Source organism: Paraburkholderia sp. UCT70 (assembly GCF_050434085.1).
In the GTDB taxonomy this organism is placed as follows: domain Bacteria; phylum Pseudomonadota; class Gammaproteobacteria; order Burkholderiales; family Burkholderiaceae; genus Paraburkholderia; species Paraburkholderia tuberum.
Genome location: NZ_JBNPVZ010000002.1, coordinates 774,146 through 793,966, shown reverse-complemented (window position 1 = coordinate 793,966; position 19,821 = coordinate 774,146). Strand labels below are relative to the sequence as shown.

General features: G+C 62.8%; 20 protein-coding genes. 6 read left to right on the top strand and 14 right to left on the bottom strand.

Annotated elements, in window-relative coordinates:
• Positions 1-11: 11 nt before the first annotated feature.
• The 10 genes from OKW41_RS05920 to OKW41_RS05875 all read right to left on the bottom strand — a co-directional run bounded on the left by OKW41_RS05920 (position 12) and on the right by OKW41_RS05875 (position 9,820).
• Positions 12-1,178: an acyl-CoA dehydrogenase family protein gene (locus OKW41_RS05920; protein ID WP_429571845.1), complete on the bottom strand. Its 1,167-nt coding sequence runs from the start codon at positions 1,176-1,178 to the stop codon at positions 12-14.
• A 34-nt stretch (positions 1,179-1,212) separates the two neighbouring features.
• Positions 1,213-2,367, bottom strand: a complete 1,155-nt coding sequence (locus tag OKW41_RS05915) for an acyl-CoA dehydrogenase family protein (RefSeq protein ID WP_429571844.1) — start codon at positions 2,365-2,367, stop codon at positions 1,213-1,215.
• A 31-nt stretch (positions 2,368-2,398) separates the two neighbouring features.
• A complete protein-coding gene (locus tag OKW41_RS05910) occupies positions 2,399-3,598 on the bottom strand; it encodes an acyl-CoA dehydrogenase family protein (RefSeq protein WP_429571843.1) in 1,200 nt (399 codons plus the stop codon).
• Positions 3,599-3,641: 43 nt separating this feature from the next.
• Positions 3,642-4,784 carry a CaiB/BaiF CoA transferase family protein gene (locus OKW41_RS05905; protein ID WP_429571842.1) on the bottom strand — a complete coding sequence of 381 codons (1,143 nt, stop codon included), beginning with the start codon at positions 4,782-4,784 and terminating at the stop codon, positions 3,642-3,644.
• A 3-nt stretch (positions 4,785-4,787) separates the two neighbouring features.
• Complete coding sequence (locus tag OKW41_RS05900; RefSeq protein WP_429571841.1) at positions 4,788-5,642, bottom strand: SDR family oxidoreductase; 855 nt, start codon at positions 5,640-5,642, stop codon at positions 4,788-4,790.
• Positions 5,643-5,686: 44 nt separating this feature from the next.
• Positions 5,687-6,502 carry an enoyl-CoA hydratase/isomerase family protein gene (locus tag OKW41_RS05895; protein ID WP_429571840.1) on the bottom strand — a complete coding sequence of 272 codons (816 nt, stop codon included), beginning with the start codon at positions 6,500-6,502 and terminating at the stop codon, positions 5,687-5,689.
• Between the two features lie 17 nt (positions 6,503-6,519).
• On the bottom strand, positions 6,520-7,326 hold the full coding sequence (locus OKW41_RS05890; RefSeq protein WP_429571839.1) for an enoyl-CoA hydratase/isomerase family protein: 807 nt from the start codon (positions 7,324-7,326) through the stop codon (positions 6,520-6,522).
• A gap of 11 nt (positions 7,327-7,337) precedes the next feature.
• Positions 7,338-8,138, bottom strand: coding sequence for an enoyl-CoA hydratase/isomerase family protein (locus tag OKW41_RS05885; RefSeq protein ID WP_429571838.1), 801 nt, complete (start codon positions 8,136-8,138; stop codon positions 7,338-7,340).
• 105 nt (positions 8,139-8,243) lie between these two features.
• Positions 8,244-9,395, bottom strand: coding sequence for a thiolase (locus OKW41_RS05880; protein ID WP_429571837.1), 1,152 nt, complete (start codon positions 9,393-9,395; stop codon positions 8,244-8,246).
• Positions 9,396-9,454: 59 nt separating this feature from the next.
• The gene (locus tag OKW41_RS05875; protein ID WP_429571836.1) at positions 9,455-9,820 is read right to left on the bottom strand and encodes a Zn-ribbon domain-containing OB-fold protein; all 366 of its coding nucleotides are present in this window, start codon (positions 9,818-9,820) and stop codon (positions 9,455-9,457) included.
• A 386-nt stretch (positions 9,821-10,206) separates the two neighbouring features.
• Between OKW41_RS05875 and OKW41_RS05870 the strand changes: the two genes are divergently transcribed.
• From OKW41_RS05870 to OKW41_RS05850, 5 genes are read left to right on the top strand one after another with little or no spacing between them, the layout of a single operon-like run.
• Positions 10,207-11,370, top strand: coding sequence for an acyl-CoA dehydrogenase family protein (locus OKW41_RS05870; RefSeq protein WP_429571835.1), 1,164 nt, complete (start codon positions 10,207-10,209; stop codon positions 11,368-11,370).
• Positions 11,371-11,419: 49 nt separating this feature from the next.
• Positions 11,420-11,896 carry a MaoC family dehydratase gene (locus OKW41_RS05865; protein ID WP_090808761.1) on the top strand — a complete coding sequence of 159 codons (477 nt, stop codon included), beginning with the start codon at positions 11,420-11,422 and terminating at the stop codon, positions 11,894-11,896.
• Positions 11,897-11,898: 2 nt separating this feature from the next.
• Positions 11,899-13,152, top strand: a complete 1,254-nt coding sequence (locus tag OKW41_RS05860; RefSeq protein ID WP_429571834.1) for a CaiB/BaiF CoA transferase family protein — start codon at positions 11,899-11,901, stop codon at positions 13,150-13,152.
• A gap of 38 nt (positions 13,153-13,190) precedes the next feature.
• The gene (locus OKW41_RS05855; RefSeq protein ID WP_429445389.1) at positions 13,191-13,955 is read left to right on the top strand and encodes a glucose 1-dehydrogenase; all 765 of its coding nucleotides are present in this window, start codon (positions 13,191-13,193) and stop codon (positions 13,953-13,955) included.
• 43 nt (positions 13,956-13,998) lie between these two features.
• Positions 13,999-14,775, top strand: coding sequence for an enoyl-CoA hydratase-related protein (locus OKW41_RS05850; protein WP_429571833.1), 777 nt, complete (start codon positions 13,999-14,001; stop codon positions 14,773-14,775).
• 68 nt (positions 14,776-14,843) lie between these two features.
• Here the strand turns inward: OKW41_RS05850 and OKW41_RS05845 are convergent, their stop codons facing one another.
• Positions 14,844-15,953 carry a hypothetical protein gene (locus OKW41_RS05845; protein WP_429571832.1) on the bottom strand — a complete coding sequence of 370 codons (1,110 nt, stop codon included), beginning with the start codon at positions 15,951-15,953 and terminating at the stop codon, positions 14,844-14,846.
• Positions 15,954-16,177: 224 nt separating this feature from the next.
• On the opposite strand from OKW41_RS05845, the gene OKW41_RS05840 reads away from it, so the two are divergent.
• Entirely contained in the window at positions 16,178-17,113 is a 936-nt protein-coding gene (locus OKW41_RS05840) for a FadR/GntR family transcriptional regulator (RefSeq protein ID WP_429571831.1), read from the top strand.
• A gap of 67 nt (positions 17,114-17,180) precedes the next feature.
• On the opposite strand, the gene OKW41_RS05835 is transcribed toward OKW41_RS05840, so the two are convergent.
• Genes OKW41_RS05835 through OKW41_RS05825 form a run of 3 tightly spaced genes read right to left on the bottom strand, consistent with a single transcriptional unit; the run spans position 17,181 to position 19,788 of the window.
• Positions 17,181-18,161: an NAD(P)H-dependent flavin oxidoreductase gene (locus OKW41_RS05835; protein WP_429445381.1), complete on the bottom strand. Its 981-nt coding sequence runs from the start codon at positions 18,159-18,161 to the stop codon at positions 17,181-17,183.
• Positions 18,162-18,194: 33 nt separating this feature from the next.
• Positions 18,195-18,974, bottom strand: coding sequence for an SDR family NAD(P)-dependent oxidoreductase (locus OKW41_RS05830; protein WP_429445380.1), 780 nt, complete (start codon positions 18,972-18,974; stop codon positions 18,195-18,197).
• 55 nt (positions 18,975-19,029) lie between these two features.
• Positions 19,030-19,788 carry an enoyl-CoA hydratase/isomerase family protein gene (locus OKW41_RS05825; RefSeq protein ID WP_429571830.1) on the bottom strand — a complete coding sequence of 253 codons (759 nt, stop codon included), beginning with the start codon at positions 19,786-19,788 and terminating at the stop codon, positions 19,030-19,032.
• Positions 19,789-19,821 lie beyond the last annotated feature (33 nt).

Genomic DNA, 19,821 nt, shown 5'->3' with positions numbered 1-19,821 from the left:
CCCTCCAAAGCTCAGAATGAACGCGGCAGGTCGAGCACGTGCTCGGCGACGTAGGACAGAATCAGGTTCGTCGAAATCGGCGCCACCTGATAGAGCCGGGTTTCGCGGAACTTGCGCTCGACATCGTATTCGCAAGCGAAACCGAAGCCGCCATGGGTCTGCAGACAGGCATTCGCGGCTTTCCACGAAGCCGTGGCCGCGAGATGCTTCGCCATGTTCGCTTCCGCGCCGCACGGTTGATGGTTGTCGAACAGTTCGCAGGCCTTGTAGCGCATCAGATCCGCCGCGCGCACGTCGATGTAGGCCTCGGCGATCGGGAACTGGATGCCCTGGTTCATACCGATGGGCCGGTCGAACACGATACGCTCGCTCGCGTACTTCGACGCGCGCTCGACGAACCAGTAGCCGTCTCCGATGCACTCGGCCGCGATCAGTGCGCGCTCGGCGTTGAGTCCGTCGAGGATGTACTTGAAGCCCTTGCCTTCCTCGCCAATCAGGTTCTCTTCAGGAATCTCCAGATTGTCGAAGAACAGTTCGTTCGTCTCGTGATTGACCATGTTCGGAATCGGCCGCACGGTCAGGCCATTGCCGATAGCCTGGTGCAGGTCCACGAGAAAGCACGACAGCCCATCCGACTTCTTCTTCACGTCCGACAACGGCGTGGTGCGCGCGAGCAGGATCATCATGTCCGAATGCTGCACGCGCGAAATCCATACCTTCTGGCCATTGACCACGTAGCGGCCGTCTTTCTTCACGGCGGTGGTCTTCAGCTTCGTGGTGTCCGTTCCCGTGGTCGGCTCGGTCACGCCCATCGACTGCAGGCGCAGTTCGCCGCACGCAATCTTGGGAAGGTACTTGCGCTTTTGTGCTTCCGAGCCGTTACGCAGCAGCGTATTCATGTTGTACATCTGGCCGTGGCAGAACCCGGAGTTGCCGCCGTTGCGGTTGATCTCCTCCATGATCACTGACGCCTCGGTCAACCCGAGACCTGAACCGCCATACTCCTGAGGGATCAGCGCGGCCATCCAGCCGGCCTTCGTCAGCGCGTCCACAAACGCCTCGGGATAGACGCGCTCGTGATCGATGCGGCGCCAGTACTCGTCGGGGTACTCCTTCGAGAGGTCGCGCAAGGCGTCGCGCAGTTCCTGATATTGATCGGGTGTGGAAATTCGGCTCATGAATGGTTTCCGTTTGCTTGGCTGGACGCGCGGTTCACGCTGCTGCATCGATCAGTCCGCCGGCATTGGCGAGCTGGGTCAGATGATGTTCGGTCGAACCGAACTGGATGTCGATCATGCTCAGGCGTCTCAGGTAGTGACCGATCTTGCACTCCTCGGTCATCCCGATGCCGCCGTGCAATTGCACGCCTTGTTGACCGACGAAGCGGCCCGAGCGTCCGATCTGCACTTTCGCCGCCGACATACTGCGATCGCGTTCCGCCGCGTCCGGCTCCTCGCTCATCATGGTCGCGAAGAGCGCCATGCTGCGCGCCTGCTCCACCATGACGAGCATGTCGACTGCACGATGCTGGAGCGCCTGGAATGATCCGATAGGCACCCCGAACTGCTTGCGGACCTTCAGGTACTCCACGGTTTCTTCGTGCGCAGCTGCCATTGCACCTACGGCTTCCGCGCTCACTGCCGCGACCGCGTGAGCAACGACCGTTTCGATGAGCGGCAAGGCAGCGCCCGCCACGCCCAGAACGTCGCTATCCGGAACGCGCACCCCCGACAACTCGACGTCCGCCGCACGCAGCCGGTCTTGCGTCGGATACGTGTGGCGCGTCACGCCCTGCGCGTCGGCCCTGACCACGAACAGCCCGATGCCGTCACGCTCGCGCCTACCACCGGACACGCGCGCCGACACCACGAGAACGTCGGCGCTGCCGCCGTGGAGCACAACGCGCTTGGCGCCGTCGAGCACCCAGCCGGCGGCTTCACGTCGTGCGGTGGTCGCAACGTCCGCGAGGTCGTACCGCGCCTGCGCCTCGCTGTGCGCGAACGCCATCTGCAACTCGCCCTGCGCAATCCGCGGCAGAATCGCCGCGCGTTGTGCCGCGTTGCCGCCAAGCCGCACCAAGCCGCCGCCCAGCACGACCGTCGCGAGATACGGTTCGACCGCGAGAGCGCGGCCCAACGCCTCCATCACGATCATCGTCTCGACAGGGCCGCAGTTGCTGCCGCCGTATTCCTCGTCAAACGAAAGGCCCAACAGACCCATGTCGGCGTAACGCGCCCAAAGCTCGCGGCTGAAACCGTCCGGCTCGGCGAGATACTTCGCGCGCTGCTCGAACCCGTACTCGTCTTTGACGAGCCGGTCGACGCTGTCCTTGAGCATGCGTTGCTCATCGGTGAAATCAAAGTCCATATCTCATGCTTCTCCGCAGTTCGCCCGTCGCTCAAAGTCCGAGTACGGACTTGGCGAGAATGTTCTTCTGAATCTCGTTGGAGCCGCCCACGATCGAGACGTGGCGCGCGAAGTAGTGATTCGGCGCAACGGTGAGCGCCCATTCGGGTTCGCGAACCGGATCGGCAAGCCCACGCAGGAAGTCGAGGTCGAGCGGTAGAGCATCCGGCCCTGCCACCTCGAGGAGCAATTCAGCTGCGAGTTGCTGCAGCTCCGAACCCTTGATCTTCAGGATCGAGGTCTTCGGGTCGGGTACATGGCTCTCCTGCGAGCTGCTCTCGGCGATCACGCGCATCTGCGTCATCTCCAAGGCCTTCAGTTCCACCTCGACAGCCGCGACACGTTCACGAAATCGCGAGTCGTCCCACAGCACACCGTCGCCGCAGGGCACGCGCTTCGCAAGGTCCTTCGCGTGACGCACGCGCATCTTCGAAACGCCCACGCGCGCAATGCCGCTGCGTTCGTTGCCAAGGAGATACTTCGCGTAATCCCAACCCTTGTTCTCCTCGCCAATTCGGTTCGCAACCGGCACGCGCACGTTGTCGAAGAACACCTCGTTGGTTTCATGGTGGCCGTCGATCGTGATGATCGGGCGCACGGTCAGGCCCGGCGTCTTCATCTCGATCAGCAGGTACGTGATGCCCTGCTGCTTCTTGCCGCTCGAATCCGTGCGCACGAGACAGAACATCCAGTCCGCGTGATGCGCCGTCGAAGTCCAGAGCTTCTGGCCGTTGATGACATAGTGGTCCCCGTCGCGCACCGCCTGGGTCCGCAGCGCGGCCAGGTCCGAACCGGCGCCGGGCTCGGAGAATCCCTGGCAGAACCAGTATTCGAGGCTCGCGATGCGAGGCAGGAAATGGCGCTTCTGCTCCTCGCTGCCGAACGCGATCAAAACCGGACCGATCATGTTCACGTTGAATGACAGCGTCTCGGGCGCCGGGGCCATGTGCAGCTCTTCCTTGAAGATGTATTGCTGCACCGCGCTCCAGCCCGTCCCGCCCCACGCCTTGTCCCACGCTGGCGTCGCCCAGCCGCGCTCGTAGAGCATGCGTTGCCAGCGGCGCAGGTCGGCCGCCGAATAGCGCTGCCCCAAGGTAGCCTTGCGTCGGATGTCGGCCGGCAGCGCTTCCTTGAAGAAGGCTCTGACCTCATTGCGGAACGCCAGCTCTTCGTCGGTATATCGCAGATCCATGAGTGTCTCGTTTCGTCTTGATGGGTCGCCTGTCGGGTGCGGCTCAGGCCAGCGTTCCCGCTTCTTTCAACTCGCCAATGCGGCCCGGTTCGAGCCATGCCGCCAGCGCGGCGTCGATCGTGGTCGCGTCGGGTGCCTCGGGCGCCGTCGGCTTCGCGGGCACCGTGGCGGAGAAGCGCGGCGCCGGCGCGGGCTGCACGATGCCGTCCACTTCGATGAACGTGCCGCGCGCCTTCAGATGCGCATGCTCGGGTGCCTCGGTCCACGACAGAACCGGTGCGAAGCACGCGTCCGTGTGTTCGAGCAAGGTGGTCCATTGCTCGCGTGTGCGTCTCTTGAATTTCAGCGCGAACAGTGCGCGCGCGGCGGGCCAGTTGCTTGCGTCGAGCTGCGTACCCAGCGTTTGCGGATCGATGTCGAGCAGGCGGAGGAGTTCGAGATAGAACTTGTCCTCGATGGGACCGACCGTAATCCACTGGCCGTCCGCGCATTCATAAACGTCGTAGAAGTGCGATCCCGAATCCGTGATATTCGTCCCGCGCCCATCGCGCCAGATGCCGGCAGCCTGCATGCCGAAGAACGTGGTAGCAAGGTTGGCCGTGCCGTCGACGATCGCGGCATCCACGATCTGTCCGGCGCCCCCGTTCCGCGCATGCAGGATCGCCGACAGGAGCCCCATTGCAAGGTACAGCGAACCGCCCGCATAGTCGCCGATCAGATTCAGCGGTATCGACGGCGGCTGATCGCGGCGGCCAATTGCGTTGAGGACGCCGGTGATCGCGATGTAGTTCAGGTCATGCCCGGCGTACTGCGCGAGCGGACCTTCCTGGCCCCATCCCGTGATGCGTCCGTAAGCGAGCTTCGGATTGCGTTCGAGGCAGGCCTGCGGACCCAGCCCGAGTCGCTCGGTTACGCCGGGCCGGAAACCTTCTATCAGGGCATCGGCGCGCTCCACCAGCGTGAGCACGAGTTCGACGGCCTCCGGGTCTTTCAGGTCGAGCGCAATCGTCTTTCGGTTGCGCAGCAACAGGTTGTAGCGCAGCGGACGCTCGATACCGAGCTTGACCGGCTGGCGACGTTCGATGCGCAACACCGTCGCACCCAGATCGGCGAGCAGCATCGCCGCCATGGGCCCCGGGCCGATGCCGGCCAGCTCGATGATTCGAACTCCTGCGAGCGGACCCATGGTTCAACCCTTGCGAGCGTGGGCGCGCATGGCGTCCCATTGCTCGTCGGTCCAGTCCTGCATCGCGCGGAAGGTCGGGCCGCCAACACCCTGCATCCAGCGGCCGCCGTCGATCACGATCATGTCGCCGGTGATGTAGCCGGAGCCATTGGACGCCAGATAAGCGTAGAGATTGGCAAGTTCCGCGTGATCGCCGAAGCGCCTCAGCGGCACCGAGCGCTCCTGCGGCTCGACCTGCGAGCCCGGCGGGTACAACTGCTCCCATGCGCCCGGCGTCGGGAACAGTCCGGGCGCCACCGCGTTCAGGCGAATGCCCTTCGGGCCCCACTCGACCGCAAGGCTGCGGATCATGGCGAGAATACCCGCCTTCGCGGCCGCGGACGGCACGGTAAAGGCCGAGCCGGTCATCGTGGGCGTCGATACGGTACTGATCACGTTGCCCGGGTGACCCGCGTCGATCCAGCGCTTGCCCGCCGCGATCGTGCAATAGAAGCTGCCGTGCAGCACGATGTCGAGCACCGCATCCACCGCGCGCGCCGACAGGCTTTCCGTGCGCGCGATGAAGTTGGCCGCCGCGTTGTTCAGCAATACGTCGAGCGGACCATCCCGCCAGATGGTCTCCATCATCGACTCGACGGACTCGGCGCTGCGCACGTCCGCCTGCACCGTCGTGACACGCGCGCCAGCCACGACGCCGCGAAACTCGTCGGCCGTCGCGTCCAGCACTTCCTTGCGGCGACCGCAGATGACGAGATCGGCGCCCAGTTCGAGGTAGCGCAGGCCGATACTCTTACCAAGGCCGGTGCCTCCCCCGGTGATGAGGATTCTTTTGTTCTTCAGCAGGTCGGGCGTAAACATATGCGTTGAACTTCCAGTAGAGACAGCAACGGAGAATGGCGGCGTCAGGCACCCGTGAAAACCGGCTTGCGTTTTTCCATGAAGGCCGTCACCGCCTCCGCGTGGTCGCTCGTTTGACGGGTCAGCGGATTGAGGTCAGTTTCGAGGCGGCATGCGTCTTCGATCGAATTGCCCGCATTGACGAGGCTCGCCTTCAGGAGCGCCAGCGTCACTGGCGGATAGTTCGCGAAGCGCGCCGCGGCCTCGATCGCCGCATCGAGCGCGCCGCCGCTCGCGACCACCTCGCTGACCAGGCCGATGCGGCGCGCCGTGGCCGAGTCGATGACATCGCCTTTCAGCATCAGCTCACGCGCCTTGCTGCCGCCGACCTTTTGCGGCAGCGTCCATAGAATTCCAGTGTCGGGAAGCAGTCCGACCTTGGCGAACGCACATGAGTACTTCGCGGTATCGGCACCGACCACGACATCGCATGCAGCCGCCAGCGACAGCCCCGCTCCATAGCACGCGCCCTCCACCGCCGCGACGACCGGCTTCGTGCCCGTATAAATCAGCTTGAACAGACGCACGCCCACCGCGATACGCTCACGGAGCGCCAGCAACTGTAGAGTGGTCGCGTGCATTTCGGACAGGTCGCCGCCCGCGCAAAAATGGCCGCCCGCGCCTGTCAGCACAATGGCGCGCGTTTGCGGATCGTCGTGCATTAGCCGGTGCAAGACCTCGGTCAGCGCAACGCGCATCCTCATGGAGAACGCGTTGCGGCGCTCGGGATAGTTCATCGTGACAATGGTCACGTCGCCTTGACGGCGCACCTGCACGATCTCGTCGGCGCCCGCGGCATTTTCCTTCTGCTCGATACTCATCGCATTGCTCCCCGCGCTCACTCACCCGTGAAGACCGGTTTGGTCTTTTCCATAAACGCCTTACAGGCAGCCTGATGGTCTTTCGACTGACGCAGGATGGGCTGATAGTCGATCTCGGCTCGCAGCGCGCCTTCCATGGTCGTCGCCGCGTTGGTCAGCGCGTCCTTCAGCAGCGCCACGCCGAGCGGCGGCAAGTCGGCAAGACCGCGCGCAACTTCGATTGCCTTTGCGCGCGCAGTACCCGGCCCGACGACTTCGTTGGCAAGGTGAATCGTTCCGGCCTTGTCTCCGTCGATTTCAGTGGCGAGCGAGAGCATCTCCCTCGCGCGAGCCATGCCGATGCGCTTCGGAAGCGTCCACAGAATACCGGTGTCCGGAATCAGGCCGACGCGCAGAAACGCCGCGCAAAAGCGTGCATTCGATGCAGCCACGACATAGTCGGTCGCGACAACGAGCGACAGCCCGGCGCCGAAGGCTACGCCTTCCACGGCCGCCACGACCGGCTTGGGTCCCGCCTGCATTTCACGCACTACCACGCACGACTCCGCCAGAATCTCGCGGCTTTGCAGGATCGTGCGCTTCGTCATCTCGGAGATGTCGGCGCCGGCGCAAAAGTGCTCGCCCGCGCCCGTCAGGACGATTGCCCGCGAGTCCGGATCGTCGACCATCAGCCGATGCATCGTGTCGCGCAACAACTGACGCATCTGACGTCCCATCGCGTTGCGGCGTCGGGGATTGTTTAGCGTCAGGATCGCGACCGGTCCCTCGCGGGTCACCTCGATCAGCGACGTCGTATCGTTTTCTGCCGTTTCTTTTTCGCTCATGTTGGCTTCCTTCAGTCGGCCACGAACACCGGCTTGCGCTTTTCCATGAAGGCGCTCACTGCCTCCTGGTGTTCGCGGCTGCGGCGCAGGATGGGCTGCAGGTTGACTTCCGCTTCGATGGCTTCGTCGAGCGTACGGATGCCCGTCGCGAGCGCGGCCTTCAGGTGCGCGGTGGCCACCGAGGGCAGTTCCGCGTATTGTTGCGCCACCTTCGAGGCCGCGTTCAGCGCCTCCCCAGGCTCGACGACCTGATTGGCAAAACCGGTCTCGCCCGCTTCGACGCCGTTGAACTCCCGGGCACTCAGCATGAGTTCGCGTGCAAGGCCGCCGCCCACGCGCTGCGACAACGACCAATAGAGCCCCGTATCGGGCAGCAGCCCAACCTTGACGAACGCGCTCGCATAGCGCGCGGCCGATGATGTGACGACATGATCGCAAGCAGCGGCGAGCGACAGACCAGCGCCAAACGCAAACCCTTCGACAGCGGCGACGATCGCTTTCGGGCCTTCGACCATCAGTCTGAAAATATCGAGCGGCAGTTCATTGCGCTGTCGATACTCGAGCACCTTGCGCGTCCGCATCTCCGAGATATCCCCACCCGCGCAAAACGTATTGCCCGCGCCGGTCAGTACGATCGCACGGCACGCTTCCTCATGATGCATCAGGCGATAAAGCTGCGCGTACAACGTCTCGCGCATCTTTAGCGAAAACGCGTTTCGCCGTTGGGGATAGTTCAATGTGACGATCGCGATTGCACCGTCTTGCCGGACCTGTACGATCTCTGCTGCATCGTTGCTGGTCTCTTCGCTCATCTGTCCGTCTCCTGTCGATCGGGGTTAGCGCTTTAGCGCTTACTCCGATCCCATGCAAAGCTGTTGACAGTGACCCTGGCGGGCGGCGTGTCTCACAGCGTGTCTTTACAGGGTTTCCTGCGTCCCGAGAATCACCGTGGCCTGGCTCGAGAGCACACCACCGTTACCGTGCGCGATCGCCAGCTTCGCACCGGGTATCTGGCGCTCGCCAGCGCGGCCCGTCAATTGCCGCATCGATTCTTCCATCAGGAACAGCCCATACATGCCGGGGTGAACGCACGACAAACCCCCGCCGTTCGTATTGACCGCGAGCCGGCCGCCCGGCGCGATGCCGCCGTCTGAAACGAAGTGGCCGCCTTCGCCTTTAGGGCAAAAGCCGAGGTCTTCGAGAAACAGAATGGTGTTGATCGTGAAGGCGTCGTACAGCATCGCGACATCGATATCGTTCGCCTTCACGCCCGCCATTTGATACGCACGCCTGCCCGATTCCGCTGCGGCAGTCACCGTGAGATCCGGCATGCTCGCGATTTCGCGGTGCGAAGTGGCCGAAGCCGCGCCGAGCAGATACACCGGCTTGTCGGTGAGATCACGCGCTCGATCGGCGCGCACCATGACGATCGCTGCCGCGCCATCCGTCACGAGGCAGCAATCGCGCACGGAAAGCGGATCCGACACGAGGCGCGCGCCCATCACGTCGTCGATCGACATGGGCGTGCGCATATACGCATCCGGATTCAGTTGCGCCCACTTGCGCGCGGCGACGGCCACCTCGGCCAGATGCTCACGCTTCGTGCCGTACTCGTACATATGACGCGCCGCCGCAAGCGCATACGACGACACCGGATTTATCGGCTTATACGGGCTCTCCCACGGCGAAGGACGCGACGACTGCACGAGCTTGCCTGCCGCGCTGCGCTGATTGCTCCCATATGCAATCAAGGCAACATCTATCTGTCCCGTACACAACGCCATGGCCGCCGTGTGCGCGTAGATTTCGAACGCCGATCCGCCGCTTCGGTTGTTGTCGGTGAACTTCGGGTTAATACCGAGGTATTCGGCAAACGTGAGACCCGACAGCATGTCGTCCGGCGTGCACACGAAAAGGCCGTCTACATCGCCAGGCGTAAGTCCCACCTGGGCGAGCGCGTCAACGGACGCACGCGCAGCAAGGTCCAGCGACGACAAGCCAGGTGCTTCCCCAATCCCATAGGTGGCGCCTGCCACCAGTGCGGTACGCCCGCGCAAGTTGAATTCCATTCGATCTACCTTTCATCGGTGTGACCGGCTGTTGACGGCCGGCTGCGGGTTAGCGGGCGTCAGGCTGGTTCGAACACAAGCAATGCCGCATCCCCTCGGTACACGATCTTCGCCTGCACCGGCATGCCAATGCGCACGGCCTCCGGCTCGATGCCCTCCACACAACTCAGCATGCGCACACCTTCTTCCAGATCGATCACTGCGACGTTGTAGCTGGGCGTGGGCGATTTCTGGCGCACCACGGTAGTGGAATAAACCGTACCCTTCCCGCAGGCTTCGACCCACTCCAGATCGCGCATCCCGGTGACCGGCTCAGCCACCCGCGGGTAGAAGACATAGCGGCCGCTGCCGCGGCTGCGCTGGATCATCAAGCGGCCCTCGGCCAGGAATTTCTGATAATCGACTTCAGGACAAAGAAAGTCCATTCCCCGCTCCTCCAAATCGTTTTGCCATGGGCTCGCGCCGAATCGAGCCGCTCCGTCGGGCCAAGATGGAACAAATAACCGAACACTGTTCCAAATATTAAACGCACTGGGAGCGCGCTGTCAACGGCGAAAAAGCCCTGCCACGCCCCGCCACGCAAGGCTGCAACTACATCCCGACCAAATTCCCGGCGCACCTCGGACAAACCCGCGTGAGCCGGTTTCAGCGCTTGACGACCACCTGGCCATTCGTTTAATTTATCGAACATTGTTCATAAACATGAAGACTTCGGATGTGATCAGGAAGTGGTCGGTGGGGGCGACGTATCCCCACTCCGGAGACGAATCCGGGGGCCGGCCCGAAAAAACCGTTAGCAAGAGAGCTCGAAGTGACATACGAACTAACAGACGACCAGCTTCAGATCCGCGACCTCATCCGTCGCGTTGCACGGGAGCGCGTGGCGCCGCGGGCCGACGAGATCGACCGTACGGCCGGGTATCCGCACGACATGTACGCACTGCTCAAGGAACTCGGCCTCTTCACGTTGCCGTTTCCTGAAGCGTATGGCGGCGCCGGCAGCGTGATGTCGGCCTGCATCGCGGTCGAGGAGTTCGGGCGGGTTTGCTACAACACGGGCTATCTGCTGGTCGTGCAATGGACACCGTTCGGAGCCATTCTTGAAGGCGGCACGGAAGAGCAGAAAGCCCGCCTTCTGCCGGGGCTCGCCACCGGTGACTTACGCGGTGCTCTCTCCATTACCGAAGCGCAAAGCGGCTCCGACGTTTCGGGCATTCGCACGACAGCGCGCCGCAAGAACGGCGGCTATGTGCTCAACGGCTCAAAGATCTGGTGCACGAATTCGCATATCGCCGACTTCATTCTCGTCGCCGCCAGGACGCTCGACGAGGAAGGACAGGCGCTGGGGATCAATCTTTTCATCGTCGATCGCAACACGCCGGGCCTGAAGATCGGCAATGAAGAAGACAAGATGGGCGCGCGCGGCGTGGCGTCGTGCCCCCTTTATTTCGACGATGCCTTCGTCCGCGCGGAAGACCGTCTCGGGCCGGAAGGCGGCCAGGGGTTCAAGGTGGCAATGGAGGCGCTCAACACGAGCCGTCCCATCGTGGCCGCGCGCGCGGTTGGCATCGCGCAGGGCGCGATCGATCACACCGTCAAATTCATTCAGGACCGCGTTGCATTCGGCCAGAGCATCAGCAACTTTCAGGGTGTGCGCTGGATGATCGCTGACATGGTCACCCAGACCGAAGCCGCGCGCCAACTCGTCTATCGCACGGCGTCGCTCGTCGATGCGGGCGTTAGCGGCCGTGAACTCGCCCCAATGGCGGCGATGGCGAAGATGTTCGCGTCGGATGTCGCCATGAAGGTCGCGACCGATGCCGTGCAGCTATTCGGCGCCGCAGGCATCTCCAACGAGTATCCGATCAACCGTTATTTCCGCGACGCGAAGGTGGTGCAGATCATCGAAGGCACCAACCAGATCCAACGCAACATCGTCGCGGACAGCGTGCTAGGCCGCATCAAGAAGAACTGACAACGACAGCTCAGCTAACAGCCGAGCCGACAACGACAGAGGACAGGCAATGGAAGAAATCGAAACGGTTGGTCTGGGAATTCACTGGGAGGACCTGCCCGTTGGACGCAAGTTCAAGACCGTGGGCCGCACGGTGACCGAAACGGATGTCGTGAATTTTGTTTCGGTGACAGGCATGCTGGAAGTTCTGTTCACCAACACCGAGTTTCTTCGCGAGCAGTCGGCCATCAAGGGGCGCGTCGCGCCGGGCGCGCTGGTCTTCACGCTGATGGAAGGGCTGCTCACGCAGGCCACCATGCAGGGCGTCGGCTTCGCGTTCCTCAACATGGAACTCGACATCAAAGGCCCGACCTATGTGGGCGACACGATTCACGTGGAATGCGAGGTGATCGAATGCAGGCCTAGCAAGGGGCGCCCCGGACTTGGGCTGGTGCGCACCCGTAACCGCGTGATCAGGCAGGACGGCACGGAAGTGATGGTGTACACGCCGCTCAGACTCGTTAAAGGCAAGGAGTACAAGGCCTGAGCATGGAAAATCCCCAACAACCCCTCGAACCGGCGACCGGCCCGTTAGCCGGTGTCCGCGTGATCGACCTGACCATCAACGTGCTCGGTCCGGTCGCCACGCAGCTACTCGGCGACATGGGCGCGGACGTCATCAAGATCGAACCGCCCGAAGGCGACCAGAACCGCAAGAATGGCCCTGGCCGCAACCCCGACATGGCAGTGTTCTATACGATCATGAACCGCAACAAGCGCAGTGTGATCCTGAACCTGAAGCAGGCCGAATGCCGCGAAGCGCTGCTCAAGCTCGTCGAGACCGCCGACGTCATCGTGCACAGCATGCGCCCGAGCGCCGCCGAGCGCCTCGGCATCGACTATGAAACCGTGCGGGCGCGCAACCCACGCATCGTGTACGCGTCGGGTGCCGGCTATCGAATCGACGGACCCTACAAGGACCGCCCCGCTTTCGACGACGTGATTCAGGGCGAAACCGGCATTGCCGCGATGAACCGCGACGCGGACGGCTCGCCGCGATACTTCCCCACCGTGATCGTCGACAAGTTCTGCGGCTACGTGCTGGCGTCGTCAATCGGCATGGCGCTCTATCACCGCGAGCGGACCGGTGTCGGCCAGCTCGTCCATGTGCCGATGTTCGAAACGATGCTGCAATTCAATCTTTTCGAGCATCTCTGGGAAGGTGCGCTGGGCTCCAATGACGGAACCGGCCTGGGCTATCCGCGCATGTTCTCGCCGCACCGCCGGCCCTACGCGACAAAAGACGGGCATATCTGCCTGCTCGCCGTGAATAACGAGCAATGGCGCCGCGTGCTGTGCGCAATCGATGCAGCGCATCTGCTCGACGACCCGCGCTTCCACCACATGGCCGAGCGTATGCGCAACATCAGCGAGCTGTATCGCATCGTCGGCGACGCCATCCGCAACAAGACGACTGCGGAATGGAATGCGATCTTCGCCTCGGCGGACGTGCCGCACGGTCCCGTGCGCGACCTGAAAGACCTGATGCACGACACGTACATCAAGGAGACCGGGTTCTTCCAGCGCTTCGAGCACCCGACCGAAGGCGACATGGTCATGACCTCGATACCGGTGCACTTCTCCGAGTCGCCCGGCAACGTTCGCTATCTGCCGCCGAATCTCGGCGAGCACAGCATCCAGGTTCTGGTCGAAGCGGGATATAGCGCGGACGAAGCGAGCGCGCTCCTCGCCCGGGCCACAGGAAGGGGCGAAGCCGTATCGGAAGCGCTGAGCAAGGATTAACTGGCGCGACAGCGCCTCGCACATCACGGAGGGAATCAATGAAGGGGCTCAAGGAGAAGGTCGTCGTTGTCACTGGCGCGGCAGGTGGGATCGGATCCGCCATCAGCAGACGATTCGGCGACGAAGGTTCGACCGTCGCGCTGTTCGACCTGAACGAAGAAGGCGCCGCGCGTGTCGCGGCGGAAATCGAGGCGGCGGGCGGCAAGGCGCGAGCCTACCGCGTCGACATCACGGATCACGAAGGTGTGCATGCCGCGGTGGCGAGAGTCGAGGAAGAACTGGGACCGATCGAGGTTCTCGTGAACAACGCCGGCTGGGACATGGGTGCGTTCTTCCTGCAAACCGAGAAACCGTTCTGGGACAAGGTGGTGGCGATCAATCTGTACGGACCGCTGAACATGCACCATGCCGTGCTGCGACGGATGGCCGAACGTGGCCGTGGCCGCGTCGTCAACATCTCGTCGGATGCGGGACGCGTGGGCTCCTCGATGGAAGCGGTGTACTCGTTCTGCAAAGGCGGCCTCATCGCCTTCACGAAGACGATGGCACGCGAAATGGCCCGCCAGATGATTCCCGTCAACGTCGTTTGTCCCGGCCCGACCGCGACCCCGCTTCTTGACAACCTCGCGCAGGGCGAGAAAGGCGAGCGCATCAAGGCCGCCCTCGTGAAGGCCGTGCCGTTCGGCCGCATGGGCGAACCTGGCGACATCCCGGGGGTGGTGGCCTTTCTCGCGAGTGACGACGCCGCGTTCATCAGCGGTCAGGTCATCAGCGTGTCGGGCGGTCTGACGATGGCTGGATAAACGGCTCCGCGAACGCGATCAACCAACAACATTGGAATACGACATGGAATTCAAGGACATCGGCTATCAGGAGGCGGACGGGGTCGCGACGATCACCATCAATCGCCCGAAGGTGTACAACGCATTCAGCGCCAACACCGTTGAGGAGCTCATCAAGGCCTTCGGCCTCGCGGGATGGAACAAGGATATCGGCGTCGTGGTGCTCACGGGCGCCGGCGACAAGGCGTTCTGCACGGGCGGCGACCAGTCCGGCGACGGCTACAACGGGCGCGGCACCGTCGGCCTGCCGATCGAGGAACTGCAAAGCATCATCCGCGACATTCCGAAGCCCGTGATCGCACGCGTGAACGGCTATGCAATCGGTGGCGGCAACGTGCTGGTGACGCTCTGCGATCTCGCCATCGCTTCCGAGACCGCGGTCTTCGGTCAGGTCGGCCCGAAGGTCGGGTCGGTCGATCCGGGCTTCGGCACCGCCTACCTCGCGCGCATCGTCGGCGAGAAGCGCGCGCGGGAAATCTGGTACCTGTGCCGCAAATACAGCGCGAAACAGGCGCTCGACTGGGGTCTCATCAACGCCGTCGTGCCTGCGGAACAACTCGACGCCGAAACGAAGAAGTGGTGCGACGAGATTCTGCAGATGAGCCCCACCGCTATTGCGCTCGCAAAGCGCTCGTTCAATATCGATACCGAGAACATCCGCGGCATCGGCGCGTTCGCGATGCAGGCGCTTGCGATGTACTACGACACCGACGAATCGAAGGAAGGCGGCAATGCGTTCCGCGAAAAGCGCAAGCCGGAGTTTCGCAAGTACGTGAAGTGACCGGTGGAAATGCCGGCAGGGCGACGCTCAGCTTCGGCGTCGCCCTTTGCGCATCCGCGCGCCGAAGTTCAGTATTTGCGGAAGTTCACGCCGACACGCGTGCCAAGCCCCGGGAGCCGGTCCATCGGGCGGCTGCCATGCTCCGGGGCGGCTTCGCCCCATGCGAACCACACGTCAGGCTCGCGCACATCGCCCACGCGCCGCCAGCGGCCGTCCACCTGCGGATTCTTGAGCGTCCCGAGACCGACCAGACGCCCGCGCGGATCGGGCATGAACTCCCACTCTTCGCCGAACGCTGAGTAACGGATGCCTTCCTGCCAATACCCATTCGCGCCGAAATCGATGGTGCCCGTCACGTCATAGGTAAAGCGCACCTCGCCCTTCTCGTTGCCGAGAATCGCGAAGCCGAACATGTCGTTACCGAGCGTGAAGTGCCCGAAGTCGATGCTGCCATCCTTATAGCGCGTCGCCCACGTGTACCAGACGAGTTCCAGCTTCTCCTGCACCAGCGCATCTTTCGTCTTGTAGATCTCGCCGCCCTCGTACATATGGATCGGATCGAAGCCGATCATGCCGCGCACCTTCTTTCCGAGTATCGTCCCTTCCATCTCGAAGATGTTCGCGACGTAGTACATGCCCGCGTCGCGGCCCGGCAGATACCAGTGCATGCCGGGCTTGACGAGCTTGCCCTTGATATCCATGCCGTTCTCTTCGTACCAGCTGCAATCCTCGGGCGTCCAGGTGACGTGAAAGCGATTGCCGCGCGCCTGCGGGTGGCTTCGCCAGTGGATGCGCCCCTCTTCGAGCGTTCTTGCGAATCCATCGTTCGGCACCGATTCCTTGCCTACCGGATGCATATGCATGCCGTCGTCGTGGCCGAGCGTCGTGCACAGGTAGAAACGCCGCCGCGTGTCCTTCGCGTCGGTCCGCAGGCCAGCGGGAATCCGCCGCATCGGGCAATAGATCTCGCCATCCTCGTCGCGCAGCGTTCCCCACAGGTAGAGTGCTTCGGGCGGCATGCCGAAGTATGCGCGGTTGGACAGCATGTCCTCGATGGTGGGCTCGAAGGCGCTGACAAGAGGCTGCCAGCCAAAGTCGCCGCGGCGCGGCATGGATAGTTTGGTGTCGCTCATGGTCGTTACACCCGTCACGATGGTGAAGTGGTTGGAGCGGCTCACTATAGGTATCCTCGCGCGTGGCTGAAAACCGGTCGATCCGCTCGTCTGGCCACGAGCACGCCCGGCGCGCGATCAGCACAGGGGCACAGGAGCTAACGTATTGATTTACCGGCTTTCTCTGCGGTCCGGAAACGCACGCTGCCTGCGCGCACGAAAGCTTCGTTACACGTAACGATCATGTGCGATATATTGAACGACGTTCGCATTTAATACTGAACTCGGACATGCCAAAGTCGTCTGCCGAACGCGTCGCCGCTTATCGCACCCGCAAGAAGGCCGAAGGCATGGTGAGCCTGACACTGGTCGTCCCGGCAGCCGACGTCGCCCTCTTCAGCCAGTTCGCCGCGCAACGCCGCGAAAAGCTGCGCGACAACAGACATCCTGCCCAAGCCCCGCGCCAGCAGTGGCTCTCGATGCTGACCGCGATGACGCCTGCGCTGCCCCAAACTGCCGGGTCGCGCCGCAAGCGCAATGCGATCGGCGCACCGATCACGCGGACGCAGACGCTCTTCATGGCGCTGCTGAAGCACATCATCGATCTGGGATGGCCGGCAGGACTACCGCTCGGCTCCGAGCAGGAATTAATGAAGGTCCATGGAGTAAGTCGCGCTGCGTTGCGCGGAGCGATCCGCTTGCTCGAGCACCACTCCATCGTGAGGGTGCAGCGCGGCACCGGAGGCGGCGTGATCGTCGCCCAGCCGGACCTGAGCGCGACGATGCAGGCAGTCAGCGTCTATCTGGAGTATGCGGGCATCGCGCCGCGCGATATTCTCGCGACGCGCCGCACGCTCGAACTGGCCGTCCTGGATCTCGTCATCGAACGGCTCGACCATGAAGGTGAGCGACGCGTGCACGACCAGGTTCAGGCCGAGGCGCCACTCGACGGTCGTGCCGGCGCCGATGAGTTGCTGCGATTTCATTTCCTGCTCGCCGAACTTTGCGGCGATCCCGCACTGCGTCTCTTCGACGGCATCGTCCTGCAACTTGCCGATGCGCATTCCACGTTTCATCGGCGCAGCCGAACGGACCGCGACCGCGTCGTGGAGAGGATCAAGGAATATCATCGCGAGATCGCGCGCGCGATCATTGCCCGCGATAAAGAGGAGGCTCGCAGGCAAATGGCCGACTACATCGCGGGGATCAGGACGTGGCTAGAGTAGCGGCAGCGCTGCGCTTGCCTGCCCGCCTCAACGGTCACCGATCTTGAACCGTGGCCGTGCTAGCCGTCTACGTCGTCAGCCTGCTCAACCGGTTCGACGCCGCCACCGCGTCGTCGATCATCTCGTCGAAAATTGCCTCGACTTTCCTGACCGCGTCGGCAAACACCGCAGCATGGCCATAGTCGATCATGCCCTTGCGCGTGTCACCAGTCACGTAAGCCTGATGCGCGAGTGCGCCCATCACGTGAGGGCGGAACTGCTCGAACTCGCTCACCTGCGCGCGATCCAGTTCCATGACCACCTCGGCGCTCTCGTTGCGCAGCACGCGATGATGATCGCGAATCGCAGACTTGACCACGACGCTTTCGCTGCCGTCGCCCGCCACCACCTTCGCCTTGACTTCAGGATGAATCCACAGCTCCTCGGCGACCATCATGCGCGTGCCCATGATGACCGCGTCGGCGCCCATCGCCAGCACGCCCGCAAGCTGTCGCCCGATGCCGATGCCGCCGCCGATCACAACCGGCAAGCCGATTTCGCGCGGCGCCTGCGCGGCCTGCACGATGCTGCCGATCTGGTAGATGCCCGGATGGCCGCCGCACTCATTGCCGACGACGATCACACCGTCGACGCCCATCCGCACCGCCGTATGTGCATAGCGCACGGCGGGCACCTTGTGCAAAACTTTGATGCCCGCCTCCTTGAGCAACGGCACGACCGCGTCGGGGCTCGCACCGGCGGTCTCCACGCAGGCAACGTTCTCTTCGATCAGAATGCGGATCTGTTGCTTGACGCGCTCCACTCCGCCCGCTTGCCGCGATATGTAGAGATTGACGCCGAAGTTCTTTGCATCGGTGAGTTCACGACAGGTGCGCAACTCGTTGCGGAATTCGTCGGAATCGGGAAAGCCCGCGCCGACAATAAACCCCATGCCGCCTGCGTTAACGACGGCCGCGACATACCGTGCGTCGGACACGCGCGGCCCAAGACCGCCGCAAAGTATCGGGTGACGAATGCCGAGGAGATCGGTGATTCGCGTTCTGAACATCTGGGGGCGCACGATGTCCTTCCCTCCTGCAGGTCAGCGAAACGAGATCGTGTGGCCGCCATCCACCGCGATCGTCTGGCCGTTGATATAGCCGCCCGAACGCGATGCGAGCATCACGGCTAGCCCAGCGATCTCGTCGACCTCGCCGAAGCGCTGTGATGGATTGCGACCACGGTACCATTCGACCATCGCCTCGTCCTCCCATTGCGATCGCGCCATCTCGGTCTTGAAGGTGCCAGGCGCGATGCAATTGGCGGTGACGCCCTTTGCGGCGAATTCCATCGCGAGGTTTCTCACGAGCTGCATGTCGGCGGCTTTGGTGAGCCCGTAGGTTCCCGTCACGGCATCGCCGAACAGGCCAACCACGGATGCCACCGAAATAAAGCGCCCATAGCCACGCTCGATCATGCCGGGCACAGTCATCTGCGCGAGCCAGATATTGCTCTGGACGTTGACCTGCATGAACTTGTTGAACGTTTCGTCTTGCAGATCGAGTGCCGAGCCTATCCACGGGTGAATCGCGGCATTGGCCATCACGATGTCGACTCTGCCCCACTCGCCGTTCGCCGCAGCCACGAGACCTTGCAATTCCGCTTTACGGCCGATGTTGCAGGCAAACGGCAAGGCCACCCGAGTTCCGACCTTTTCGTTGATGGCTTGCGCGGCAGTTTCGCAGGCGTCGGCGTTACGGCCGGAAACGACGACTTTGGCGCCATGTTCCGCCATGCCGAGCGCACTGGCATAGCCAATGCCGCGACTCGATCCGGTGACGATTGCGACCTTGTCCGTGAGGTCAAAAAGCGATGAGGGCATACGTACTCCGCAAAGATGGAGGCTTGTCGATGAAAGCAAGGTTCACCGGGCAGGATCAGGCTTGCTTGCGTTTCTGCTGGGCGATGAACGCCGACGCGATCTCGTGATGCTCGTCGCTGAGCGTCGCCTCCAGTTGGCGTGCTAGGGTCGTGTCGAGCATCTGGGCCGCACTGCGATGGAGATGCAGGTTCATCAGCTTCTTGGTTTCGCGCAGTGCGTGGCGCGGTTGCTTGAGCAGCTTTTGCGCAAGAGTCATAGCCTCTTCCATCAGCTTGTCGGGCTCGACAACGCGATTGGCCAGACCGAAATCAACGGCTTGCTGCGCTGTGATGCGATCTCCAGTAAAGATCAGTTCTTTCGCCCGCAGCAGACTGGTGTAGAGCGGCCACGACACGGAGATCCCATCACCGACGACGAGACCAATGTTGATATGCGGCTCGGCGAGAAAAGACTTCGCCGACATCAGAACGATATCGCACAGCGTAGCCATCGTCGCGCCCCAACCGACGGCTGGCCCGTTGACGGCGGCAATCAGAGGAATCGGCACGTCGATGAAACCGTGGATCGTCTGCCGCGCGTTCTCCTGCACGCTGCGCGCAAAGTCGGGGTCGTCGAGCGTCTTGACGAAGTGATTCATGTCTCCGCCGGCGCTGAACGCCCTTCCCGCACCGGTGAGAATCCCGACGCGCGCCTCGGGATCCGAGGCTAGCGCAGCAAAGAGCTTGGGGTAACTGAAGAGCATCTCGGTGGTCGACGCGTTCAGATCGTCTGCTCGATTGAGCGTAATGATCCGCAGGCCGCCGTCGGCCGTCACCTGAATGTCGTCTGGAAGATCGTAGAAATTTGC